The sequence below is a fragment of the Pseudoclavibacter sp. VKM Ac-2888 genome, assembly GCF_015351285.1.
Classification (GTDB): Bacteria; Actinomycetota; Actinomycetes; order Actinomycetales; family Microbacteriaceae; genus Pseudoclavibacter.
Genome location: NZ_JADKSM010000001.1, coordinates 2,209,535 through 2,233,148 on the forward strand (window position 1 = coordinate 2,209,535; position 23,614 = coordinate 2,233,148).

The 23,614-nt window shown below is 69.7% G+C and carries 25 protein-coding genes, 1 pseudogene and 2 riboswitches; of the genes and pseudogenes, 11 read left to right on the top strand and 15 right to left on the bottom strand.

Translation table 11 applies throughout. The annotated features are described in order from the left end of the window. Positions 1-65: 65 nt before the first annotated feature. The 5 genes and pseudogenes from ITJ61_RS10435 to ITJ61_RS10455 form a co-directional block, all read left to right on the top strand. Positions 66-716 (top strand): annotated as a pseudogene (locus tag ITJ61_RS10435) (NUDIX hydrolase); the annotation flags it as partial. A 22-nt stretch (positions 717-738) separates the two neighbouring features. Next, on the top strand, positions 739-2,037 hold the full coding sequence (nadA, locus tag ITJ61_RS10440; RefSeq protein WP_104305740.1) for a quinolinate synthase NadA: 1,299 nt from the start codon (positions 739-741) through the stop codon (positions 2,035-2,037). Between the two features lies 1 nt (position 2,038). Continuing rightward, a complete protein-coding gene (locus ITJ61_RS10445) occupies positions 2,039-3,760 on the top strand; it encodes an L-aspartate oxidase (RefSeq protein ID WP_194686127.1) in 1,722 nt (573 codons plus the stop codon). Then, positions 3,760-4,641, top strand: coding sequence for a carboxylating nicotinate-nucleotide diphosphorylase (gene nadC, locus ITJ61_RS10450; RefSeq protein ID WP_194686128.1), 882 nt, complete (start codon positions 3,760-3,762; stop codon positions 4,639-4,641). Before ITJ61_RS10445 ends, nadC begins: the two co-directional genes overlap by 1 nt. 1 nt (position 4,642) lies before the next feature. Next, a complete protein-coding gene (locus ITJ61_RS10455; RefSeq protein WP_194686721.1) occupies positions 4,643-5,779 on the top strand; it encodes a cysteine desulfurase family protein in 1,137 nt (378 codons plus the stop codon). On the opposite strand, the gene ITJ61_RS10460 is transcribed toward ITJ61_RS10455, so the two are convergent. Further along, the gene (locus ITJ61_RS10460; RefSeq protein WP_194686722.1) at positions 5,776-6,714 is read right to left on the bottom strand and encodes a DNA-methyltransferase; all 939 of its coding nucleotides are present in this window, start codon (positions 6,712-6,714) and stop codon (positions 5,776-5,778) included. The genes ITJ61_RS10455 and ITJ61_RS10460 overlap by 4 nt on opposite strands. A gap of 138 nt (positions 6,715-6,852) precedes the next feature. On the opposite strand from ITJ61_RS10460, the gene ITJ61_RS10465 reads away from it, so the two are divergent. Together ITJ61_RS10465 and ITJ61_RS10470 are read left to right on the top strand one after the other, a co-directional pair. Continuing rightward, positions 6,853-7,431, top strand: a complete 579-nt coding sequence (locus ITJ61_RS10465) for a sugar O-acetyltransferase (RefSeq protein ID WP_194686129.1) — start codon at positions 6,853-6,855, stop codon at positions 7,429-7,431. Between the two features lie 29 nt (positions 7,432-7,460). Beyond that, entirely contained in the window at positions 7,461-8,111 is a 651-nt protein-coding gene (locus ITJ61_RS10470; RefSeq protein WP_194686130.1) for a TMEM175 family protein, read from the top strand. A gap of 27 nt (positions 8,112-8,138) precedes the next feature. Here the strand turns inward: ITJ61_RS10470 and ITJ61_RS10475 are convergent, their stop codons facing one another. Next, positions 8,139-9,488 (bottom strand): PLP-dependent aminotransferase family protein, encoded by a 1,350-nt coding sequence (locus ITJ61_RS10475; RefSeq protein WP_194686131.1) that lies wholly within the window; start codon positions 9,486-9,488, stop codon positions 8,139-8,141. Positions 9,489-9,577: 89 nt separating this feature from the next. On the opposite strand from ITJ61_RS10475, the gene ITJ61_RS10480 reads away from it, so the two are divergent. Then, complete coding sequence (locus ITJ61_RS10480; RefSeq protein WP_104240036.1) at positions 9,578-10,420, top strand: NAD-dependent epimerase/dehydratase family protein; 843 nt, start codon at positions 9,578-9,580, stop codon at positions 10,418-10,420. A gap of 210 nt (positions 10,421-10,630) precedes the next feature. Here the strand turns inward: ITJ61_RS10480 and ITJ61_RS10485 are convergent, their stop codons facing one another. From ITJ61_RS10485 to ITJ61_RS10530, 10 genes are all read right to left on the bottom strand, one after another. Then, positions 10,631-11,689, bottom strand: a complete 1,059-nt coding sequence (locus ITJ61_RS10485; protein WP_104240035.1) for an ABC transporter substrate-binding protein — start codon at positions 11,687-11,689, stop codon at positions 10,631-10,633. Positions 11,690-11,724: 35 nt separating this feature from the next. After that, a complete protein-coding gene (locus ITJ61_RS10490) occupies positions 11,725-12,534 on the bottom strand; it encodes an ABC transporter permease (RefSeq protein ID WP_104240034.1) in 810 nt (269 codons plus the stop codon). Positions 12,535-12,636: 102 nt separating this feature from the next. Further along, a riboswitch (FMN riboswitch) is annotated at positions 12,637-12,763 on the bottom strand. A gap of 190 nt (positions 12,764-12,953) precedes the next feature. Next, positions 12,954-13,382, bottom strand: coding sequence for an SRPBCC family protein (locus ITJ61_RS10495; protein ID WP_104305733.1), 429 nt, complete (start codon positions 13,380-13,382; stop codon positions 12,954-12,956). A gap of 23 nt (positions 13,383-13,405) precedes the next feature. Then, complete coding sequence (locus ITJ61_RS10500; RefSeq protein WP_194686132.1) at positions 13,406-13,996, bottom strand: septum formation family protein; 591 nt, start codon at positions 13,994-13,996, stop codon at positions 13,406-13,408. A 9-nt stretch (positions 13,997-14,005) separates the two neighbouring features. Continuing rightward, positions 14,006-14,569, bottom strand: coding sequence for an orotate phosphoribosyltransferase (gene pyrE / locus ITJ61_RS10505; protein WP_104240031.1), 564 nt, complete (start codon positions 14,567-14,569; stop codon positions 14,006-14,008). A 31-nt stretch (positions 14,570-14,600) separates the two neighbouring features. Beyond that, on the bottom strand, positions 14,601-14,819 hold the full coding sequence (locus tag ITJ61_RS10510; RefSeq protein WP_146081914.1) for a hypothetical protein: 219 nt from the start codon (positions 14,817-14,819) through the stop codon (positions 14,601-14,603). Between the two features lie 313 nt (positions 14,820-15,132). Beyond that, positions 15,133-15,969: an alpha/beta fold hydrolase gene (locus ITJ61_RS10515; RefSeq protein ID WP_194686133.1), complete on the bottom strand. Its 837-nt coding sequence runs from the start codon at positions 15,967-15,969 to the stop codon at positions 15,133-15,135. Between the two features lie 97 nt (positions 15,970-16,066). Beyond that, a complete protein-coding gene (locus ITJ61_RS10520; RefSeq protein ID WP_194686134.1) occupies positions 16,067-17,197 on the bottom strand; it encodes a GNAT family N-acetyltransferase in 1,131 nt (376 codons plus the stop codon). Beyond that, positions 17,194-18,261, bottom strand: coding sequence for an LLM class flavin-dependent oxidoreductase (locus ITJ61_RS10525; RefSeq protein ID WP_104240027.1), 1,068 nt, complete (start codon positions 18,259-18,261; stop codon positions 17,194-17,196). Before ITJ61_RS10525 ends, ITJ61_RS10520 begins: the two co-directional genes overlap by 4 nt. Beyond that, entirely contained in the window at positions 18,258-19,124 is an 867-nt protein-coding gene (locus tag ITJ61_RS10530) for a DUF1684 domain-containing protein (RefSeq protein ID WP_104305727.1), read from the bottom strand. Before ITJ61_RS10530 ends, ITJ61_RS10525 begins: the two co-directional genes overlap by 4 nt. 235 nt (positions 19,125-19,359) lie before the next feature. Between ITJ61_RS10530 and ITJ61_RS10535 the strand changes: the two genes are divergently transcribed. The 3 genes from ITJ61_RS10535 (at position 19,360) to ITJ61_RS10545 (ending at position 21,856) form a co-directional block, all read left to right on the top strand. Next, on the top strand, positions 19,360-20,628 hold the full coding sequence (locus ITJ61_RS10535; protein ID WP_104330269.1) for an ammonium transporter: 1,269 nt from the start codon (positions 19,360-19,362) through the stop codon (positions 20,626-20,628). Positions 20,629-20,753: 125 nt separating this feature from the next. Beyond that, entirely contained in the window at positions 20,754-21,335 is a 582-nt protein-coding gene (locus tag ITJ61_RS10540; RefSeq protein WP_104240024.1) for a hypothetical protein, read from the top strand. A 125-nt stretch (positions 21,336-21,460) separates the two neighbouring features. Then, positions 21,461-21,856, top strand: coding sequence for a hypothetical protein (locus ITJ61_RS10545; protein ID WP_104240023.1), 396 nt, complete (start codon positions 21,461-21,463; stop codon positions 21,854-21,856). Between the two features lie 61 nt (positions 21,857-21,917). Here ITJ61_RS10545 and ITJ61_RS10550 read toward each other — a convergent pair whose 3' ends face one another. From ITJ61_RS10550 to ITJ61_RS10560, 3 genes are all read right to left on the bottom strand, one after another. Then, on the bottom strand, positions 21,918-22,688 hold the full coding sequence (locus ITJ61_RS10550) for a lytic transglycosylase domain-containing protein (RefSeq protein ID WP_146081268.1): 771 nt from the start codon (positions 22,686-22,688) through the stop codon (positions 21,918-21,920). A 175-nt stretch (positions 22,689-22,863) separates the two neighbouring features. Further along, complete coding sequence (locus tag ITJ61_RS10555) at positions 22,864-23,217, bottom strand: DMT family transporter (protein ID WP_104240022.1); 354 nt, start codon at positions 23,215-23,217, stop codon at positions 22,864-22,866. 2 nt (positions 23,218-23,219) lie between these two features. Next, positions 23,220-23,534 (bottom strand): DMT family transporter, encoded by a 315-nt coding sequence (locus ITJ61_RS10560; RefSeq protein WP_104240021.1) that lies wholly within the window; start codon positions 23,532-23,534, stop codon positions 23,220-23,222. 10 nt (positions 23,535-23,544) lie between these two features. Beyond that, positions 23,545-23,611, bottom strand: a riboswitch (guanidine-III (ykkC-III) riboswitch). Positions 23,612-23,614 lie beyond the last annotated feature (3 nt).

Here is a 23,614-nt window from a genome sequence, read left to right on the forward strand (position 1 = left end):
CGCCGAAGGTGGCGTACACTCCACTTAGAGTCGAACTGACTCTAAGTAATCAGGAGGAGCAGCGGATGACCGCCACCAACGCGACCCTCGCCGTCTCCACGGTGATCTTCGCGCTGCGCCCATCCCCGCCCTCGTCGCACCGGGCGCCAGCGCCCACGATCTGGGTGCCGCTCGTGCGCCGTCAGCGCCAGCCGTTCATCGACCTCCTCGCCCTCCCAGGCGGACCGCTCGGCGACGAAGACCTCGGCGCCGCCGCCTCGCGCACCCTCTTCGAGACGATGCGCCTCGCGCCCAAGTACCTCGAGCAGCTCTACGCCTTCGGCGACGCCGACCGCGTCTTCGGCAACGACCCCCGCGTCGTCTCGGTCGTCTACTGGGCGCTCGTGGGCGGCGAGGAGGCCAGCTCCGCCCGCCTCGGAGACAACGTGCGCTGGCACCCCGTCGACGACCTCCCGCCCCTCGCCTTCGACCACCGGCGCATCATCGACTACGCCCTCTGGCGGCTCAGGAACAAGGTCGAGTACAGCTCGATCGCGCACAGCTTCCTCGGCGACTCCTTCACCCTCGCCCAGCTGCGGGAGGTCTACGAGGCAGTGCTCGGCAGGCCGCTCGACGCCGCCAACTTCCGCCGCGACATGCTCGCCTCGAAGTCCCTCACCGAGACCGGGGAGACCCTCGCCGGCACCCGACACCGACCCCCGAAGCTCTACCGGTACCTCCCCCAGAAAGACGCAAGCCATGACCACGACCGCCTCAGTGCACACCACGATCACGCGCATCCAGAACGGCAAGCAGGCGGGCGAGAGCTGCTCGCCGGAGCTCGTGAAGTCCCCGTGGGTGTTCGACCTGCAAGTGCCGTCCTACGGGCCTGGGGCGTCAATGGCCGACCGGCTTCCGCCCGCGGCGCCCAGGCAGGAGCTCCTGCCGGAGGAGTACCGGACCGCGAGTGACGAGGAGATCCACGACCGCATCCTCGCCGCCAAGGCCACGCTCGGCGACCGAGTCGTGACCCTCGGCCACTTCTACCAGCGAGACGAGGTCGTGCAGTACGCCGACTTCATCGGCGACTCCTTCCAGCTCGCGAACGCCGCCAAGGCCAAGCCGGAGGCAGAAGCCATCGTGTTCTGCGGCGTGCACTTCATGGCGGAGACCGCCGACATCGTGTCGGCACCGGAGCAGGCCGTCATCCTCCCGAACCTCGCGGCCGGTTGCTCCATGGCAGACATGGCCGACAGCGACTCGGTCGAAGAGTGCTGGGAGCAGCTCACCGAGCTCTACGGCACGGAGCCGGACGCCAGCGGCCGCGTGCCCGTCATCCCCGTCACCTACATGAACTCGTCCGCCGAGCTCAAGGCGTTCTGCGGCCGCAACGGCGGCATCGTCTGCACCTCCTCCAACGCCGAGACGGTGCTGACGTGGGCTTTCGAGCGCGGCCAGCGGGTGCTCTTCTTCCCCGACCAGCACCTCGGCCGGAACACCGCGAAGGCCATGGGCGTGCCCACCACGGAGATGCCGCTCTGGAACTCGCGCCGCCCCCTCGGCGGGCAGACCCCGGAGTCGCTCGACGCCGCCAAGGTGATCCTCTGGAACGGCTTCTGCTCCGTCCACAAGCGCTTCACCGTCGCGCAGATCGAGAAGGCCCGCGCCGAGTACCCCGACGTGCGCGTCATCGTGCACCCCGAGTGCCCCATGGCGATCGTCGACGCCGCCGACGAGTACGGCTCCACCGACTACATCACGAAGGCCATCGCGGCCGCCCCAGCCGGGTCGGTGTTCGCGATCGGCACCGAGATCAACCTCGTGCAGCGCCTCGCCGCCGAGTACCCCCAGCACACCATCTTCTGCCTCGACCCCGTGGTGTGCCCCTGCTCGACGATGTACCGCATCCACCCCAGCTACATCGCCTGGGTGCTCGAGGGGCTCGTCGCGGGCGAGGTGCGCAACCAGATCAGCGTGCCCGCCCACATCGCCGAGCCCGCCAGGGTCGCCGTCGAGCGGATGCTCGCGGCAAGGCCAGACACCACGATGGCGTCCTGACATGGCCCGGGAGGCCGGGCCCCTGCGGGTCCTCGTCATCGGGAGCGGCATCGCCGGCCTGACCGCCGCCCTCTCCGCCTGCGCAGACGGCCACGACGTGAGCGTCGTCACGAAGACGACACTCGATGACACCGCCACGTCCCACGCCCAGGGCGGCATCGCGGCGGTGCTCGGCACTCGCACCGGGCCTGGCGGCGGCGACGCCGACGACAGCGTCGAGTCGCACGTCCGCGACACCGTCGCGGCCGGTGCCGGCCTCGGCGACCCGCGCGCCATCGAGGAGCTCTGCCGTTCCGCGGAGGCGCGCATCCTCGAACTGATCGCGCTCGGCACCCGCTTCGACCGGGAACCCGCCGGCGCGCTCAGCCGGGGCCTGGAGGCGGCGCATTCGCACGCCCGCATCCTGCACGCGTTCGGGGATGCCACGGGGCGAGAGATCCAGCGCGCGCTCAGCGCAGCAGTCCGGTCGGCGGCCGCGAAGGGCGAGCTCCGGCTGCTCGAGCACACGTTCCTCGCCGACGTCGCGGTGCGCTGCGAGCGTGCCGTCGGCGCGTGGCTGCTCAGCCCCGAGGCGCCGACGCCCCGGTTCCACTGTGCCGACGCCGTCGTCCTCGCGACGGGCGGCACCGGCCAGCTCTTCGCCCACACGAGCAACCCCGCTGTCGCGACCGGCGACGGTATCGCCGCCGCAGCCAGGGCCGGCGCGCAGCTCGCCGACCTGGAGTTCGTGCAGTTCCATCCGACGGTGCTCGCCGGTTCCGGCGGCGCGCTCATCTCGGAAGCCGTGCGCGGGGAGGGAGCCGTGCTGCTGAACGAGGCGGGCGAGCGGTTCCTCCTCGGCGTGCATCCCGATGCGGAGCTCGCGCCGCGCGACATCGTGGCGCGGGGCATCGCCGACGAGATGGCGAGGCAGGACGGCCGCCCCGTCCGCCTCGATGCGAGGCACCTCGGGCGGGAGTTCCTCGAGCGCCGATTCCCCAGCATCACCGCGCACATCGACGAGAGCGGGCTCGACTGGTCGCGCGAGACCGTGCCCGTGACGCCGGCCGCCCACTACCTCATGGGCGGGGTCGTGACCGACCTCTCCGGGCGCACGAGCATCCCCGGACTGTTCGCCGCAGGGGAGACCGCCCGCACCGGCGTGCACGGCGCCAACCGGCTCGCGTCGAACTCGCTCCTCGAGGGTGCCGTGTTCGGGCGCCGCGTCGCGGAGGCGATCCACCACGACGCCGCAGCGCGATCCCTCGCCGCCGCTGACCAACTTCCGGGACCAGATGGGGCCAGGCAAGCGGATGGCTGCGCGGATGTCGGTCTCATCCCGCAAGTTGGCCAGACGGCGGCGGCGGCAACCGCGGGGGTGGCGGGGGCGCAGGCGACGCCGGCCTTCTCGCGCGGGGCGCTGCAGGAGCTCATGTGGGCGCACGCGGGCCTGCACCGCAGCGGTCCGGCACTCGAAGACGCCAAGCGCACGCTCGACGCGTGGGCCGAAGCACGGCCAACAGAGGGGGCTTCCTCCTCCGTCTCCGACCGCGAGGACACGAACCTGCTCCTCCTCGCCCGCCTCACGGTGGCCGCGGCTCTTGCCCGCACCGAGTCGGTGGGCGCGCACTTCCGATCCGACGAGCATCCGGCGGCGGGGGCGGCAGTGGCCGCGTCCCCGCCCGCGTCGCCGCGCGCGCTCCCCCGCTCGCTCCCCCTCCGACAGAAGGCGATGGCGCACTGATGCTGACTCCTGCCCACATCGCGACCGCCGTGAGCGCGGCGCTCGCCGAAGACGCCCCGTGGGGTGACATCACGGTGCACGCGCTCATCCCCGTCGAGGCGACCGCGAGCGCGACGCTCGTCGCCCGCGAGGCGGGGGTGCTCTCGGGCATCGACGTGTTCGCGGCGGCGTTCCGGCTGACGGATGCCGAGGTCCTCGTCGATCTGCACGCCGAGGATGGCGAGGCGTTCGCGGCCGGGGATGTGCTGGCGACGGTGACGGGCCCCGCCGGGTCGGTGCTGACGGCCGAGCGGGTCGCGTTGAACTTCACGCAGCGGATGAGCGGCATCGCGAGCCTCACTCGGAGCTACGTCGACGCCGTCGCCCACACCTCGGCTCGCATCACGGACACCCGCAAGACGACGCCAGGGCTCAGGGCCTTCGAGCGGCACGCCGTCGCGAGCGGGGGCGGCCGGAACCACCGCTTCTCGCTGTCCGATGCGGTCATGGCGAAGGACAACCACCTGGCGGTGCTGCTCCAGCAGTCCGGCCTCGGGGTCACGGATGCGCTCCTCGCGGCGCGCGCGAGGCTGGGCCACACGACGCACGTCGAGGTGGAGGTCGATCGGCTCGACCAGATCCCGGCGGTGCTCGACGCGGGGGTGGACACGATCATGCTCGACAACTTCTCGCTTTCCGAGCTGCGCGAGGGCGTCGCCCTCATCGCTGGTCGGGCGGTAGTGGAGGCGAGCGGCGGGGTGAGCCTCGAGACGGTCGCGGCGATCGCGGAGACCGGTGTCGACGTCATCTCCGTCGGCGCGCTCACCCACAGCGCGCGGGCCATCGACCTGGGTCTCGATATGTCGCTCGAGGTCGGGCCCGTGTCAGACACCGGTGCCTGACGTGCTGCACCTCGACGCCGCGGCGACCTCGCCGGTTCGTGAGGAGGCGCTCGCCGCCGCCTGGCCGTTCCTGACGGTGTCGTTCGGCAACCCGTCGAGCACGCATGGACTCGGCGAGGAGGCGGCTGCAGCGCTGGCCGACGCCAGGAAGAGCGTCGCGGCCGTGCTCGGCTGCCGCGCCACCGAGGTCGTCTTCACCTCGGGCGGCACCGAGGCGAACAATCTGGCGGTCAAGGGCCTCGCGCTCGGCGACCCGCGCGGTCAGCACGTCGTGACGAGCCGCCTCGAGCACGAATCGGTGCTCGCCTCCGTCGACGCACTGGTGCGGCTCCACGGCTTCGAGGTGTCGTTCGTCGACGTGGATGCCCGCGGCACGGTCAGCGCGGAGTCGCTCGCCGCTGCCCTCCGCGACGACACGACGCTCGTCTCGCTCTCGACGGCGAACAACGAGGTCGGCACGGTGCAGGACATCGCCGCTCTCACCGACGTTGCCCATGCGCGCGGTGTGCCGTTCCACACGGACGCCATCCAGGCGGCGGGCTCCCTCGACATCTCGATGTCGTCGACCGGCGTGGATGCGCTCAGCGTGTCCGGCCACAAGCTCGGGGCACCGAAGGGGGTCGGGGTGCTCGCGGTGCGGTCGAGGCTGCCGCTGGAGCCGCTCATGCACGGTGGCGGCCAGGAACGAGGGCGTCGCTCGGGCACGGAGAACGTGGCCTTCGCGGTGGCGTTCGCGGTCGCGCTGCGGCTCGCCGACGAGGAGCGGCGCGCGGGCCAGCTCGACGCCGTCAGTGCCAGGGACGCCTTCGTCGCCGCGGTGCTGGAGTCGGTCCCGGGCGCGCGGCTCACGGGCCACGCATCCGCTCGCCTCCCCCGGCACGCGTCGCTCGTCATCCCCGGCATCAACGGCGAGACGGTGCTGCTCGAGCTCGAGCAGCACGGCGTGCTCGCCTCGGCTGGGGCGGCCTGCGCCGCCGGCCATGACGAGCCGTCGCACGTGCTGCTCGCCCTCGGCATCGCGGAGGACGACGCGCGGACGGCCCTGCGATTCACGTGGGGAGCGTCCACGACCGCAGAGGAGCTCGGTGGGGTCGCGGACGCCCTCCTCGAGTCGGTCGCGCGGGTCTCGAGGGGCTAGCGCCTGCGCTTCGGGGCGCCCGAGAGGAGCCTCGAGCCGTCCTTCGTGAGCTTCCGGTACTCGACCCCCTCAGGGCCGAGACGCCTCCGCATGGTGCGCAGCGCATCCACCGACGCGTCGACCGTCACGACCCTGCGCCCGCACTCGCGCGCCACCGCCGCCGTCGTGCCGGAGCCGCCGAAGAAGTCCGCCACCCAGTCGCCCTCACGGCTGGATGCGCGGATCATGCGCCGCAGCAGCCCCGCCGGCTTCTGCGTCGCGTAACCGGTGCGCTCCTTCCCGGTCGGGGAGACGATCGTGTGCCACCAGACGTCCGTCGGCAGCTTGCCCCGCTCCCGCTTCGCCTCGGTGACCAGGCCGGGTGCCATGTACGGCTCACGGTCGACCTCGGCGGCATCGAAGTGGTACTTCTTCGGGTCCTTCACGTAAACGAGGATCGTGTCGTGCTTCGCCGGCCACCGCTTCGACGTGCGCGCCCCGTAGTCGTACGCCCAGATGATCTCGTTGAGGAACTTGTCGCGCCCCACGAGCGCGTCGAGGACCACCTTCGCGTAGTGCGATTCCCGGTAGTCGAGGTGCAGGTACAGGGTGCCCGTCTCGTCGAGCAGCCGCCAGGCCTCCACGAGGCGCGGCTCGAGGAAGCCCCAGTAGTCGGCGAACTCGTCGTTGAACGCCGAGAGCTCCCCGAGGGTGTGCTCGTAGCTGCGACCCTGGAACCCCGTGCGGGTGAGCGGCGTGGATGCTGGGGCCGCGGTCTCCGATTCGGCGGGCGCGGCGTCGTGCGCGAGCGCCTCCCCGAGCTCGGCGGCTTCGACGGACTCCTCCACGGGCGACTGCCGTTTCACCTTCACCGACTGCCGCTTCTGCTGCTTGCCGGTGTTGAAGGGCGGGTCGAGGTAGATCACCTGGAAGGCACCGTCTGGGAGGCGGCTCATGGCGTCGAGGTTGTCGCCGTGCACGACGAGGTCGGGTCCTGCGGCGTTCCACAACGAGGTCACCCGTCGAGATTAACGCGCCGAGCGCGTCGGAATGTGCACACTCTGCCGTATCCGGGCGCAGGCTAGGGTTCTGCCATGACGGTGAACTTCGGCGACGGTCGCACCATGAAGCAGCGGATGCTGGCCGGCGAGCTGTACCACGCGGACGACCCGGAGCTGCTGGCGGGGGCGGAGCGCGCGGTTCGGCTGCAGGCCGAGTACAACGCCGCGTTCCCCGTCGACGCGGAGCGCGCATCCGGGATCCTCGCCGAGCTCCTCGGCAGTCTGGGCGCGAACGTCACCGTGAAGGCACCCCTGTACGTCGACTACGGCTCCAACATCACGATCGGCGACGGCACCTTCGTCAACGTGGGTCTCGTGGCGCTCGACGTCACTCCCATCACGATCGGTGCGAGCTGTCAGATCGGGCCGAACGTGCAGCTGCTGACGCCGACGCATCCGCTCGACCCCGAGCCCCGTCGCGCCGGCTACGAGGCGGGCGCGCCCATCACGCTCGGCGACAACGTGTGGCTTGGCGGCGGCGTCATCGTCTGCCCCGGCGTCACGATCGGCGAGAACACGGTCGTGGGCGCTGGCGCCGTCGTCACGAAGGACCTGCCCGCGAATGTCGTCGCCGTGGGCAACCCGGCACGCGTCATCCGATCCCTCGACTGACCGGACCTCACGGAGACGGAGCATCCATCATGGCTTCACGCAGCTACGCACGCGGCACCACGGAGTTCGACCGCGGGCTGACGTTCTTCGACGCGGTCTACGCGGTCGCCATCACCCTGCTGGTCGTCGATATCGTGCCGCCAACGGCAGACCATTGGGCGAGCTGGGAAGCGCTCGCCGGCTCCGGCGTGCTCGACCAGCTCCTCGCCTTCGCGATCAGCTTCTTCGTCATCGCGAACTTCTGGAAGGTCAACCACCGCCTCATGGGCGACGTGTCGGCGCTCGATGGCGCGCTGCTCAACACGAACATCGTGGCGATGTTCTTCATCGTGCTGCTGCCGTTCAGCACCGCGTCGATGAGCGAGGCGAGCCTCGACTCGCAGCCCCTGCCCGTCGTGCTCTACGCCGTGAACATCATCTGCGCGTCGCTCGCGCAGCACGTCATCTGGGTCGTGGCCGTGCACCGCGGGCTCACGGAGCCGTCACCGGCGGCGCGTCGCCGGTCCGCGTTCACCTTCGTCGTGCCTGCCGTATTCGCCCTGTCGATCCCGGTCGCGTTCCTCCTCGGCCCGGACCCTGCGCGCTACACCTGGCTGCTGCTGCTCCTCACAGGCCCCGTCACGTCGGCCATCCAGAAGCGGATGGCCGCGCGCGACGGCGAGGAGCCGGAGGACGCCTAGCCGTTGCTCGCCGTGAGGTTGTAGACGTCAAGGCGTGTTCAGTAGCGCGATGAGGGCGTTGATCGCTGGTTCGAATTGAGGGCGCGAGGGTGTAGCGAATCCGGTGACGAGCGCTCGGGGTTGCGGATGGCTTCGGGTGTAGCGGGAAAGCGTGTGCACTGCGACAGCGTCTGAGGAGAGGCCGTCATGGTCGCTCGCCAAGGTCACCTGATCCTCACTCACCGGGATCAGGGCGTGGAGTCCGGCCGGGATACCGGGGACGTCGTACCCCGCACTGTGGAGCGCGCGTTGAAGATAGGCGCGGCGTCGAGCGTATTCGCGGCGCTGGCGGCGGATGTGGCGTTCGTAGTCCCCGCTGCGGATCAGGTACGCGAGAGCGAGCTGGTTGAGTACCGGGGCGCCGCCAGTGAGGGCCTCGGAGACCTCAGTGACGGGCTGTACGAGATCGTGCGGAAGGACGAGCCAGCCGAGCCGAAGCCCGGGATCGAGGGTCTTGCTGGCGCTACCCGCGTAGACGACGTGTTCGGGCACGGATCGTTGCAGTGCCGCGATCGGGCGACGATCGAAGCGGAATTCGCCGTCGTAGTCGTCCTCGATGATGTAGCTGTCGTTTGTTGTGGCCCAATCAGCGACGAGTTGACGTCGGGTGGGGGCGAGCGCGCCGCCGAGCGGGAACTGATGCGCCGGGGTCAGCAGGACTGCGTCGGTCTCATTGCGTAGCTGACTGACATCGGCACCGTCGTTGTCTACGGGAAGATCGTTCACGGTGAGCCCGGCCGTGCGCCAGGGCCGGTCGATCCCGGGCAGCGATGGGTCTTCGATCTTGATCGTTGTCGCGCCCTGAGATGCGAGTGCGGCGGCAAGAAGCGTGCAGGCGGTGCGGAAACCAGCACAGATCACGATCGCCTCGGCAGTGGTCTCTACCCCGCGGGCTCGACTGAGATAGGCCGCGAGCTCGCTGCGCAACTCCAAGACGCCCGCTCCATCCGTTTCGAAGGCTCCCGCGGATGACGCGGCGCGCCGGGTGGCAGCGAGCCATCGTGCGGTCGGGAAGGAGCCACGCTCAGGCTGCCCTGGTCGCAGATCAAACCCAGACCGCATCCCGGGGGCAGTCTTCTCCGTGCGGTGTGCCGGGGAGGTGTTGCGAGCGACGAAAATCCCGGCCCGCGGCCGGGCTTCCAGGACGCCTTCGGCGACGAGGTCGTCGATCGCGGCCACGACGGTGTTGCGGGCGATGCCGAACTCCACAGCGAGTTCGCGCGTGGCAGGCAACCTGGCCCCTTGAGCGAGGGCACCTCGTGCGATCGCATTGCGGATGGTGTGCTCGACCGCACGCGCTTTCGGCAATGACCTGTCCAGACGGAAGAGATCATCCATTGGACCAAGATACTGCTCGTCATCTGGAACTTTCAGATGGTCCAGGGCTGGTTTAGCCTCGTGAGCGTTCCTGACGAGAGGGGTTCCTGTTGCGCATCTTCATTGCTGGTGGTTCCGGCGTGCTCGGGCGTGCACTCATTCCGCTGCTCAACGCGGCCGGGCACGAGGTGGCAGCCACAACCCGCTCCGAGGTCAGGGCGGCCCTCTTGAGCCGGCTCGGCGCGGCCCCGATCGTCGTTGATGCGCTCGACAGAGACGCCGTGTTGCAGGCGGTGGGCCAGGCAAGACCAGAGGTGATCGTGCATCTCCTGACGGATCTCGGCACGGGAAGCTCTGCAAGCAACGCGCGCTTGCGCATCGTGGGCACCCGCAATCTCGTCGACGCAGCCCGGCAGGCTGGTACGTCTCGGATGATCGCAGAGAGCATCTCCTGGGTCTACTCCTCTGGAGCCGAACTCGCCGGAGAGGCCGAGCCGCTCGATCCCGACCCCGCCGAACCCAGGCGTACGACGATCTCCGCGGTGAGGGCGCTCGAGTCTGCGGTCAGCGAGATCCCGGAGCATGTTGTGTTGCGGTTTGGTCAGCTCTATGGACCAGACACCTGGTACTCCCGCGACGGACGCTACGGACAGGACGCACGAGCCGGTCGCTTGCAGACCACCGAGACAGTGGCGTCCTTCATCCACACCGCCGATGCTGCCCACGCGGCCCTCCTCGCGCTGGGGTGGCCGAGCGGGATCTGGAACATCGTCGACGACGAGCCCGCGGCCGGGTACGAGTGGGCACCACTCTTCGCGGCCGCAGTCGGCGCACCCGAGCCGAACACCCCGGACTCCGGCAATATCGGTCGCCCCGTCTCGAACGCGCGCGCCCATGACACCGGTCTCGTTCTGCAGCACCCAAGCTGGCGCGAAGGTTTCAGCACTCTGTGAGGCCAGCATTCCGGCCCGGAACCTGGCGACAGGCCGTCATCACCTACACGGGAGTCCTGCCCGTCAGCCTGGTCCTCAACTTCGTCCGCCCCACTCACTGGCCACTGGCCACGACTGGTATTCGTCGTCTCCAACGCCGCCGTCCTCGTCGCAGCACTGAACTGGGCGTTATTGCCGGCGCCGCGTCAACAACGTCCTGGTCTCAGACGTCTAGCCCTTTGGCACGTACGCGTTCGTGAACGCGTCGCCGTCCAGCGGCTTCTCGAGCAGGTCCTGATCGCTCATGAACGTCGCCATCGTGGCCCACACGTCGGCGTCGTTCGTGAAGAGCGGCTGCCCCTCCTGCGCGGACAGGAACGGGATGGTCGCCTCGAGCGTCGCGAGCGCGTCGCTCTTCGCCTCGTCCGTGTAGAGGGTCGGGATGTACTCGGCGGCGATGTCGATCGACTCCTCCGGGTTGTCGATCACGTCCTGCGTGGCCAGGGCGAGGGCCTCGAGCACGGGGGTGATCGACGCATCGTCGCCCTCGATGATCGAGTCGGCGACCCCCAGGGACGGGCCGACGAGGGTCGGCGCATCCGCCGGCGCGATCTCGATCGTGCGAACCGGGAAGCCCGCCTTCTCGAACTGCACGGCGTCGTTGTTGATGTAGCCCATGACCCCATCGACCGCGCCCGTCGTGAGCGCCGCCTGCTGCGTGTAGCCGATGTACTCGATCTTCACGTCGTCCGCCGTCAGCCCGTTGCTCTGCAGCAGCGACAGCAGCGCGAAGTACGTCTGCCCGTAGGGGCCGGGCGTGCCGATGGTCTTGCCGCGCGCATCCTCGGCCGTCGTGATGTCGGAGTCCTCCGGCACGATGAGCGTCGCCGGGTACGTGTTGTAGAGCGTCGCCACCGAGGTGACGGGGATGTCGGCCGCCCGCGCCTGCGTGATCTCGTCGCCGCCCGCGTACACGAAGTCCTCCGTGCCGTTCGCGAGCGCACCGAACAGGTCCTCGCCCTCGCCGTGGTGGCGCAGCTCCACGTTGACGCCCTTGTCGTCGAAGTAGCCCTTCGCCTCGGCCACGTAGAACGGCACGAACTGGATGTTCGGGGTGTAGGTGAGGCCGATGGTCACGTCGCCCGCGGCCGCGGCGGGCGCCTCCGCGCCGTCGCCACCTGCCGAGGGGGAGCATCCGGCGAGCACGGCCACGGCTGCCACGGCGCCGGCCGCGATGACGGAGCGCACGGCCCGCGAGCGGAAGCCCGCGGTGGTTGGACGAGTGTTCATGGGCGTCTCCAGATCGAGAGAGGTGCGGTGGGAGGTCAGGCGGGGAGCGGTTCGTCGGCGAGCACGCGGGCGCGCCGCCTCGACTTGGGTTCGTCGTCGTTCCAGGTCACGGCGTTCTGGAACAGCCGCATGAGGATGTACAGGGCGACCGCGAGGAGCACGAGCATGAGCAGCGTGGAGAAGATACCGGGGATGTCGTTGGCGTCGCGGTTGAGGGTGAGGAGCATGCCGAGCCCCCGCCCACCCATCGTGAACTCGCCGACGACGGCACCCGTGATGGACAGCGTCACACCGGCGCGGATGCCGGCGAGCACGCTCGGCAGGGCGAGCGGCCCCTCGACCCACCACAGCAGCTGGTACCAGTTGGCGCCGTCGATGCGCCCCGCCTCGATGACGTCCTGCGGGAGCTGCCGCACGCCGAGCACGGTCGTGACGATCATCGGGAAGAAGGACATGATCGCGCAGAGCACGACCGTCGGGGCGAGGCCGTAGCCGATCCACAGCACGAGCAGGGGTGCGAGGGCGATGGCCGGGACGGCCTGCGACGCGGCGACGTACGGGGTGATCGCGACATCGACCCACGGGAGGCGCGCGATGAGGTAGCCGAGCGGCACGGCCACGAGGATCGCGAGGAGACTGCCGAGCAGGGCCGCCGAGAGCGTCACCCAGGCGTGGCCCAGCATCGGGCCCTTCGTCACGTCGAGCCAGAAGCGCTCGGCGAGCTGGCCGGGAGCAGGGAGGAACTGCGGCGAGATGAGCCCCGCCGCTGTGACGAGCCACCACACGGCGAGCACACCGATCGCCACCGTGATCGGTGCGAGGAAGCGTGCTGACGTCGTGTTCATCTACCCGGCTTTCGTGGAAAGCTCCGGGGATGACGAGGCGCGTGGAGGTCGCCGAACTGGTCGGCGGATTCCACGAGCTGACGGTACGCCGAGGCGTGCCGTCACGTGCGCCTCCCTTCCGGACTTTCACCGTCGGTTCCGGAATTTCACCAGATCAGCCACTCCCTTGCGGGAGCAGGTCGCGGACTATAACCGCCGGCTCGGAATTACACCGACCCCGGAGCACGTGGACTCTGTCGCCAGAATACGACACGCCCCCGTGATGCGCGACATCGTGACGCTCCGCGACGAGCGAACAGCTCCAGGGAATGCCTGGACAGCAGCGCCGTCGCCCTTGCCACCGTTCTCTCGGGATGGTCTGCACGCACGCGGATGGCTTGCAACACATCCCGAGGCGCGAAAGCCATCTCGAGACACGGCTATCCGGCGGCGGCCTGCGCCTCTGCGGTCTTCTTCGCGCTGCGGAGCTCGCTGGAGATCGCGGCTGCTGCGATGGGCTTCGCGAGGCCGAGGCGCTCGGCGATGCCGCCGGCGTCGAACTCCGCATCCACCGTCACGCGGGTGCTGGCCGGGGTGATCGCCTCGGTGCGCACCTCGGCGGCGAAGGACGCACGGCCCTCGACCGATTCCCAGCGAAGGCGCTTGCCCGGCTCGTTGACGACGACCTTCGCGTCGATCGAGCGTCGCTGCCCGACGAGCTCGACGTCCCACCGGATGAGGTCAGGGCCGAGCACCTCGACGTGCTTCACGATGCTGAGGACGCTCGGGAGCGACTCCGGCTCGGCGTAGAGGTTGAAGAGCACGTCGACGGGCACATCGATGTCGATGGATTCACTCACGAAGGTCATGCGATGAGCGTAGCCGTCGCACGCTACTGGTTCGCCGCGAGCGAGCCGGTCGTGGACGCCCCCGGCGTGGAGGCGAAGCAGCGGTAGCCGCGCAGCCCCGCGTCCCAGTCGGCCTGGTTCAGGGGGTAGCTGGCCTCGATGACGAGCCCGGGCACGGCCGCGGCCGCGGCGGTGTCGAGGACGTCGCTCGCCTGGCACGTGATCTGGGCGCGGTCCCTGAGCGCTTCCTCGCCCGGATACTCGGCGTCTGCGGACAGCGTCGTCGCCTCGACGTCGGCGAGCAGCTGCCCCGAGTGCTCGGCGTCGCAGTTGACGACATCGAACCTGGGCTCCCAGGGCGAGACGTAGTCGCGGATGCACTGGCCCGGCTCGAGCAGCGACGCGTCGACGCCCGCGAGTGGCACCTCCGTGAGCGCGGGCCCGGCCGTCTCCTCTGGCGGGACCTGCCCGTCGCCGAACGGCTGGAGCCAGACTCCGAGCGCGGACCCACCGAGGAGGAGGACCCCGATCAGCGCTGCGAGGACGCCGCGGTTGCGGCGCTTCGCGGCGCGCTCCACCTGCTGCTCGCGCGCTTGAGGCTGCTCGCGCGCTTCAGGCGTGGGGGTCGCTGCCATGGGGAGTGCCTAGGCGAGGCCCAGGTCTTCGAGGCCGATCGCGGCGCGATACGGGTAGCCCGCGGCTTCGATGACGCCCTGCGCTTCCGTGGCGCGGTCGACGATGACGGCGACGCCGACGACCTTCGCGCCGACCTTCTCGAGGGCTTCGATGGCCTTGAGCGGCGAGCCGCCCGTGGTGGACGTGTCCTCGAGCACGACGACCCGCTTGCCTTCCAGGTCCGGCCCTTCGACCTGGCGGCCGCGGCCGTGGTCCTTCGGCTCCTTGCGCACGACGAACGCGTCGACGATCTTGCCCTGCGCGAGCCCCTGGTGCATGACGGCGCTCGCGAGCGGGTCTGCACCCATCGTGAGGCCGCCGACTGCATCCACCGGCGCGCCCGTGAGGGTCTCGAACTCCTCGATGACCTCGAGCAGCACGCGGCCGATGAGCGGCGAAGCGCGGTGGTCGAGGCTCAGCTTGCGGAGGTCGATGTAGTACGTCGCCTTCTTCCCGCTCGTGAGGGTGAAGTCGCCGTGGAACACGGCTTCGTCGCGGATGAGTTCGATGAGGGCGTCGCGGTCTGTCGTCACGGTCCTCAAGCCTAATCGCCCGAGGGGCCGGTCAGCGCGCTGAGAGCGGGTCCGCTGCGATGGCGTCGGCGATCGTGGCCCGCGGATGCGCGCGACGCCACTCCCGCAGGGCGGCGCCCGTCGGCAGCCCGTGTTCGTCGCGGCTCGCGGTCATACCGCCGCCACCGGAGGACGCGGGCCGATGGTCGCCTGCCCCGGACGACGTGGTCGGGTCGAGTTCGCTGGTCTTCGTCACGGTGTTCGTCTTCATCACGCCTCCTCCGGCCAGCGCCTCGCTGGCCTTCGTTGTCTCGGGATGCTTCCGGTCCTGCGCGTCGAGCTGCCGCCAGCCCATCAATCCCCTCGGGCCGCTGTCAAGCGCCGAGGGCTGTCCATGGCCCGGATTCGCGCGACCCCACGACTCCCAGCGAACTCTGCGAACCCTGCGATGGCGGCGATCCCGTCGCCTCCAGGGCCGCCGAGCGCGCGCACACTGTGAGATTGCCGAGACGCCGAGACCCGGCCACCGAATGAACGGTGGCCGGGTCTCGGCGTTCGGCGGAGTTGTCGCCCTCCGCGCGGAATCAGCGGCTGAGGAACTCCAGCACGACCCGGTTCCACTCGTCGGCGTGACTCACGTTGACGCCGTGGGGCGCATCCGCCACGACGTACAGCTCGGAGCCGGCGACGGCCTCGTTCGTGCGAGCTCCGGAGCCCTCGAAGGGCACGGTCGCGTCGCTGTCACCGTGGATGACGAGCGTCGGCACCTTCACGGCCTGCAGGTCGTCACGGAAGTCGGTGCTCGCGAACGCCGCCATGGCCTGCAGGGCGGCGGGCTTGAACGCCTGCTTGGTCAGCTCGATGGCCGCCTGGCGCTCCTGCTCGGAGACGACGAGCTTGTCGTCGACCGAGTAGAACGTGGTGATGAAGCCGTCGTAGAACGACTCCTGGTTGGCGGTGAGCGCGGCCGTCATCTTGGCGGCCTCTGCAGCTTCGAGGGGGCCGTCCGGGTTGCCGGCGGTCTTCAGCAGGTACGGCGGGACAGCGGATGCGAAGACGACGCTGTGCACGCGCTCGTCGCCGAACTTCGCGAGGTAGCGGGCCACTTCGCCGCCGCCCATGGAGAAGCCGACGAGGGTGACCTCGCGCAGGTCGAGAGCCTCGAGCACCGACTGCAGGTCGTCGGCGAAGCTGTCGTAGCTGTACCCCGTGAGGGGCTTGTCGCTGCGGCCGAAGCCGCGGCGGTCGTAGGTCACGACGCGGTGGCCGGCGGCCTCGAAGGCCGGCACCTGGTGGTTCCAGGCTTCACCCGAGAGCGGCCAACCGTGGATGAGGACAACGGGGCGACCGGTTCCGCCCGTGTCGTCGACGTGGAGCTTCGTTTCCGCGAGCAGGCCATGGTGTGCGGTGATCTCAGTCATTGCGGTGCCTTCCCGCGCCGCGACTTGCGACGCATCGGGAATGATTCGGAGCCGGGCTTCGCATCGGATCGGTGGCTCGGAGGTTCGGAGGCAACGCTCAGACGTCGATCGTGAAGGCGAGGAGCTGGAACGGCGGCCGCCCGTCGCCGGGGTCGACGGTGCGCACGCGCGACTCGAGGATGGAGAAGCCGAGCCGCTCGTAGAGGCGGTGCGCTCGCACCATCTGCGGTCCGCTGTTCATGACCACGCGCCGCAGCCCGCGCTGTCGCGCGAGCTCGATGACGAGCCTGGTGAGGATCGCGCCGACCCCGCGCCCGCGAGCGCCGGGATCGACGGCGAGCAGCCGGAAGTCGAGCTCCTCGTCGCTCTCGGGCAGCGTCGTGAGGTGCTCCCCCGGCTTCGGCGTCACGACGGATCCGAGCAGCTCCCCGTCCCCCGCATCCACGGCGACCCACACCTGGTTGGCTTCGGCGCGCTCGGCGACGGAGACGATGTCGTCGCGGTAGTGGCCCGAGATCGTGTACTCGAGTTCGTAGGCGCGCAGCGAGAGGGCTGAGACGGCGTCGATCTCGTTCGGCCGCACGAGCCGCACCACGACGCCGGGGTCGAGCTGCAACGGCAGCCGGTAGTCGATGTGCGGGACGCGGGACGCGTCGGCGACCGCCTCCGTGTCGCTCGCGTCGTCGGCCCCGTTGGTGCGCCGATACCCCAGGCCCTCGTAGAGCGCCTGCGCGGCGAGGTTCTTGCCGCCCGTGTCGAGCACGAGCGCGGATGCGCCCCACCCGAGCGCCGTCTCGCTCGCCGCCTGCATGAGGCGCTTCGCGATGCCGAGCCGCTGCGCGGTGGGTGAGACGGCGAGGAGGCGCACCTCCGCTTCCTCCCCCGTGGCGAGGCGCGATGGGCCCGTGCCGGCGCGCGCGATGCTGAGCGTGCCCACGATCTCGGCGCCGTCGCGACTGCCGGAACCGTCGCGTTCGGCGACGAGCACGGCACCAGCTGCGGCTCGGCCTTCGACGTCGCGCACGAAGCGTCGGCGCTCTTCGCCGACCTGCAGGTGCCCGTATGGCCCAGCGGCGAACGCCGCCTCGCTGACGCGGATGACCTCGGGCCAGTCGGCGGGCGCTGCCTCGCGGACGCGGATCCCAGCGGGCACAGCGGGCACAGCGCGCCTTGCGGGCTCTGGCCCGGCCGATGCCCCCTGCGTCGGCACGGGTGCGGTCTGCGTCATGCGGCGGATGCCCCGACCAGCTCGTCGCTCCAGAGCGTCGTGGGGAACTCCTCGCGGAGCGCTGGGATGACGGCAGTGGCGAAGTACTCGAGCTGGTCGAGCTGCTGCTCGTGCGGGAGCGTGGTGGGGAGGCTGATCGACTGCAGGTCGTGGTCGAAGGCGCCGTGGAAGCGGCCGATCTTGTCGATCACCTGCTGCGGGCTGCCGACGAGCGCCGGCCCCTCGGCGATGGCGTGGTCGATGTCTCGGAACACGGAGTTGTTGCCTGGCACGTTGGTGGCGGCGACGAGGGCCTCGTAGACGGGCCCGTACTGCTCCTTCGCCTCCTGGGAGGTCTCGGCGATGAAGAGCGAGCCCGCGCCCGCGCCGACGAACGCGGTGCGGGGGTCATGGCCGTGGCGCTCGAACTCGTCCCGGTAGTGGCGCACGAGCACCTCGTAGTTGCGCAGGGGCTGGATGGCGTTCGCCGAGAAGAGCGGGTCGCCCCACTTCGCCGCGAGGGCGGCCGAGGCGAGCGTCGTCGCCGAGCCGTGCCACACGCGGGGCGGTCCGGCGTACGGCCGTGGCAGAGTCGTGACCTTCGTGAGGGGACGCGTGAACTCGCTGCCTGGCCAGTCGAGCTCGGTCTCCCGCCACAGCTGCCGAAGCAGCGCGTACTTCTCTGCGAGCAGCTCCCACTGGTCGTCGATCTCGAGACCGAACAGCGGGAACTGGGCGACCTCGTTGCCCTTGCCGATGGTGATCTCGAGGCGGCCACGCGAGAGCTGGTCGATCGTCGCGAAGTCCTCGGCGACTCGAACGGGGTCGAGGATCGACAGCACGGTCACGCCCGTCTGGAGGCGGATCGTCGACGTCTGCGCCGCGATGGCCCCGAGGAGCACGCTCGGCGAGGACGACAGGAAGCGGCCAGCGTGGCGCTCCCCCACCGAGAAGGCGTCGAAGCCGAGCTCCTCAGCGCGCAGCGCGAACTCGAGGGTCTCGTGGAGCCGCTCGGACGGCGTCAGCTGCTCGCCCGTGACCGGGTTGGCGACGTACGGGACGATGTCGAGGACCTGGAACTTCACGCTGAGGCGCCCTCTGCGTGCTCGCCGGCCTTCGCGAGCGGCGTCTTCTCCCCGGCCTCGATGCCGACGGGGAGTCGGTTCTCGGCGGGAGGCAGCGGGCAGGTCGCGAAGACCGTGTACGCGCAGGGCAGGTTCACGGCGCGGTTGAAGTCGACCGTGACGCGGCCATCCGCATCCGGCGCCGAGACCGACAGGGCACGGTTCGCGGCGTACGTCGTGAGGCCGCTCGTCGCATCCGTGAACAGGACGAGCAGCGATCCAGCCTCGTGCCCGTTGAACGCGGTGAGCGAGAACTGCTCGCCGCGAAGCTCGAAGGTGACCCTGCCCGGCGAGGAGTAGACGTGCTCGAGCCCCTCGACCGCCGCACCGACGGTGACATCGCGCGGCTCGTCGAACGCCTCGAATGTGCCCTGCGCGCGCCAGCGCGGGTTGGGGAGGTAGGTGGGGGTGCCCGAGTAGGCGGCCAGGTAGTCGTAGTCGGGGTCGCGGGGGCGCACGATCGTGAAGCCTCCCCGCTTGGCGATCTCGATGAGCACCCTGCCGGCGCGGGCGGTGACCCCGTCGCGCTCGGCGATGCACGGGAACCGGTGCAGCCGGGGCCCCTGCAGCAGGAGGCCGTCAGCCTCGAGGGTCTCGCCGTCGGCAAGATCGACGATCGCCTGCCCGTCCTCGAGCGACCAGGAACCGGGGATGCCGTCGATGGCCTGCGGATCCTCCGACAGGAAGTTCAGGCTGGTCACGGCCAGGAACCCGTGGCCATCGGTGCGCCGCTTCTCGTGCTCGACGTGCCACGCCTCCCAGTCGCGGTTGAACTGGGCGCGGTCGACGTCGCGGACAAGGGACGGGGAAGCCGAGATGCTCATGCCGGGATGGTAGGCAGACGCCGCCTGGAACCGTAAGACGGGGGCTGCGCCGGACTACTCAGGGCGTCACATTGTGCAAGGCGGGCGGTGCGTTTCAGGGGCCACACCGGAAACACGACTGCAACACACTTCGTTCGTTCGCGTAACACCACCGCCGCGCAGGCGAAACAGCACGAGCGCACCATGAGTGCACCCCGACGCCCCACGTGCGTCCCTTGCAGAGAGGTCTACAACGATGGATCAAGGAAATACCGCATTCATCCTCTTCGCGGCGGCGCTCGTGCTGCTGATGACACCAGGACTGGCGTTCTTCTACGGAGGCCTGGTCAAGGCGAAGAGCGTGATCAGCATGATGATGATGAGCTTCGGAGCGATCGGCCTGATCGGCGTGCTCTGGGTGCTCTTCGGCTACTCGATCGCCTTCCCGGCGGCTGAGGGCCTGAGCCCGCTCTTCGCGATCGACCCGTCCGCGATGGGGCTCTCCAGCCTCCTCGAGGTGCCGGAAGACGCCGCCTACCCACCGCTCGCGTTCGCCGCCTTCCAGGCGACCTTCGCGATCATCACCGTCGCCCTCGTCTCCGGAGCCATCGCCGACCGCGCGAAGTTCGGCTCGTGGATGATCTTCGCCGGCATCTGGGCGACCGTCGTCTACTTCCCCGTCGCCAGCTGGGTCTTCAACTTCGGCCTCGCCGACGACGGCTCCTTCGCCTACGGCGGATGGACGACCTACGGCCTGCAGGAGACGTTCGGCCTCGGCGTCATCGACTTCGCCGGCGGCACGGCAGTGCACATCACGGCCGGCGCGGCAGCCCTCGCCCTCGCACTTGTCCTCGGCCGCCGCGTCGGCTTCGGCAAGGGAGCTCACGTCCCCCACAACCCGCCGTTCGTGCTCCTCGGCGCCGGCCTCCTCTGGTTCGGCTGGTTCGGCTTCAACGCCGGGTCCGAGCTCGCCGCTGACGGCGTCGCAGCCCTCGCCGTCGTCAACACGATCGCAGCCCCCGCGGCCGCGCTCCTCGCCTGGCTGGTCGTCGAGAAGATCCGCGACGGCAAGCCCACCTCGGTCGGCGCAGCATCCGGTGCCGTCGCGGGCCTGGTCGCCATCACCCCCGCCTGCGCATCCCTCGACCCCGTGTGGGCGATCCTCCTCGGCGTCATCGCCGGAGCCGTCTGCGCCATCGCGATCGACCTGAAGTTCAAGCTGGGCCTCGACGACTCGCTCGACGTCGTGGGCATCCACCTCGTCGGCGGCCTCATCGGAACCCTCTACCTTGGCTTCTTCGCCAACGGCACCGGCCTGTTCCTCGGTGGAGACGGCACGCAGCTCCTCGTGCAGGCCATCGCGGCCTTCGCCATCATGGCGTACTCCTTCGTCGGAGCCCTGGTCATCGGATTCATCATCCACAAGACCATCGGCTTCCGTGTGAAGGACGAGGACGAGATCGCCGGTCTCGACACCGTCTCGCACGGTGAGGCTGGCTACGTGCTCGAGGACACGCGCGTCTAGCGTCGCCCCGTTCACCGACCTCGAAGGTGGCGGCACAGTTCACAGACTGGCCGCCACCTTCTGGCCTTCCCCCACCAGGGCAGCGCCAACCCCAACTGAGCTACACGCAGATTGGACGCCGTTCGATGAAGATCGTCACGCCGCAGTCGCTGCCCCGGGAACGACTCGGCACCGACCTCCGCTCGGGAAGCGTGCACGAGATCTGGCGCGACCCGGACGACGAGGTCGACCCCAGGTGGAGCCTCTCCCTCGTCGACGTGAAGCGAAACGTGAAGTCGCTGCACCGGCCCGAGGGAACGGTCGACCACTGGCTCGGCATCAGCGGGCCGCAGCTGCGACTCGTGGATGGGACACGGCAGGAGAAGGTGCGCGCCGACCACCAGATCGTGGTCGAGTCGACGACGCCGCTCCTCCTGCTGCGCAGCTCCATCGGACGAGCGAAGAGCACCCGGCTGCTGCGGGTGACCCGCAAGTCGGAGATGCAGCCCATCATCCTCGGCCGCGTCTTCGTGAGCGACCCCGTCGAGTTCGACCCGGACGTGCGCGCCATCTACCTCATCAGCGGACGCCTCCGCGTCGCCGACACCGATCTTGCCGAGGGCGAGGCGGCGATCTTCGACGAGACCGTCCCCCCGGTGATGCACTCGGATGGTGCCTTCGTCGCGACCATGGCGATCCCCTGCGTCGAGGTGCCCCAGGGCTCGTGACCGGGCTGTGACAGGTACGCGCTTGATCGTGCCGAACCGTTATCGCAAACGTCGCCGCGCATCTGCTCGCTCCCCATACGGTGGTGAGCGACAGCTGGCAGAGAGCCGGCAGACGGGGAGCATCAATGCGCGTCGACTTCTTCCGTCTGGCATCCCTCGTCGCTGGGCTCGCAATCGCCCCACTAGCGCTCAGCGGTTGCACGGCGCTCGATACTGCACAGGAGGCAGAGCCCAGCCCGACCGCGACGCTCGTCGCGGAGTACACGATCGAGCCCGCGCTTGAGCTGACTCGCGAAGAGGCGATCAGCAAGTGCGTGACCGCGATCAAAGACAAGTACGCCGGGCCGATCTTCGGTAGCGACCCGGAGGTGTCTTCCTACGAGGCGATCTTCGGACACCTCGCGCCTCAGGTGCACCAGGACGGAATGAATTGGGTGGTCTCCTACTCAGGCGCAGAAGCGTTCTCCCTGAAATGCACGACACAAGGCGATCAGGTCAAGATCTCACTCCCCGGCAACTGAGCCCGCATTCCGCTCCCCGTTCGACGCATTCTCGCGTCCCTCCGCGGTTGCTCTGAAACCCCTACGGGGCGTAGAGCACGGCGTAGCCGGCGACCTCGCGTGCGTACTCGGCCGGGAGGTTGTAGGCGGAGATCGCGGTGTTCCAGCCGTCATCGCTCGTGAGCTCGCCACCCCGCTCGCACAGGTAGGCGGCCGCCGTCTGCACGGCGTCGTCGATGTGGTGCGGGTCGGCGACCCCGTCGAAGTTCGCGTCCTGCCCGAACTTCGCCCACGTCTCCGGGATGAACTGCATGGGGCCGACGGCGCGGTCCCATTCCGTGTCCTCATCGAGGGCACCGCCGTCGGTGTCCGGGATGGCGAGGAACCCTGCGCTGCCATCGAGCGGCACGCCGATGATGCGCGGCTCGACCTGACCCGAATCCAGTACCTGAGACCCGCCGTACGTGCCGTGTCGGGACTCGACGGCCCCGATACCGGCGAGGGTGTTCCAGCCGATGCCGCACTCCGGACGTGTCTCCGAGACGCGGATCGCGGCTCCCGCGTACGCCGAGAGCGCCCTGGTCGGGATGCCCGTCGCCTCCGAGGTCGCCTGCACCCAGGCCGGAGCTGCGAGCTCGGCGAGCGGCACATCCCAGATCCCGTACCCCGCCGACTCGGGCAGGGCCTGCGCAGGCGCCGCCGGGTAGCCCTCGGCCGCGGGGTCGAGTTCCGGCTCCGTCTGCACCTGAGCCTCCCCGCTGCCGACCTCGTCCTCGCCGTAGGCGGGTGAGAAGAAGGACCCGGCGCATCCCGTCAGCAGCGAAGCGGACGCGACGCCGACACCCAGGGTCATGAGCAGACGGGTGCGAGCGGGGGTGCTGGCAGACGAGGTGATGATGCTGGCCCTTCCTGGGGTCGGCGGCGGGGGTCGGCGGCGGGGGTCGGCGGTGGGTTCGGCGGTGGCTGGGGCCGAAAGGCTCAGCGTACGTGCGACCACGGACACCCGACTGGATGCGCGCCGAACGCGCTCAGGCGCGTTCGGCTTCTTCGGCCAGCCCAGCCTTCTTCTCCGGCACGAGCTTCAGCCCGATGACGGCCAGGATGATGCCGGAGATGAACACGGCCTTCCACGGAGAGAACGCTTCGTCGCCCGTCGCCATCGCGTAGATGACGGTGAGCGCCGCCCCGATGCCGACCCACACGGCGTAGGCGGTGCCGATCGGGATGCGAGCCGCGGCCCACCCGAGGCCCAGCATGCTGAGCACGACCCCGACGAAGAAGACGATCGTCGGGCCGGGCTGCGTGAACCCGTCCGACTGGCCGAGGGCGGTGGCCCAGACGGCTTCGAGGATGCCGCTGATGACAAGCGCGATCCACGCCATGGTCAGCTCACCACCTTGAGGCCGATGACGGAGCCGACGAGCAGCAGGAGCAGGAGGACTCGGGCGACCGAGACGCGTTCCTGCTTCGTGACCATGGCCCAGACGACGGTGAGGGTCGCGCCGATGCCGACCCAGACCGCGTAGGCGGTGCCGGTGGGCAGCTGCGTCATGGCCCAGGCGAGGCCGGCCATGCTGATCGTGAGCGACACGAGGAACACGACGACGGGGACGGGCTTCTTGAAGCCCTTCGAGGCGGAGAGCGCTGAGGCCCAGACGGCCTCCAGCATTCCAGACAGAATCAACACGAACCAAGCCACGACGGCTCCTTCTGAGTCAGTCTTGTCGTGGTGCGGGTACTGCTCCCTCGTCCGCAAGCCCGATTCCGGGGCTTCAACAT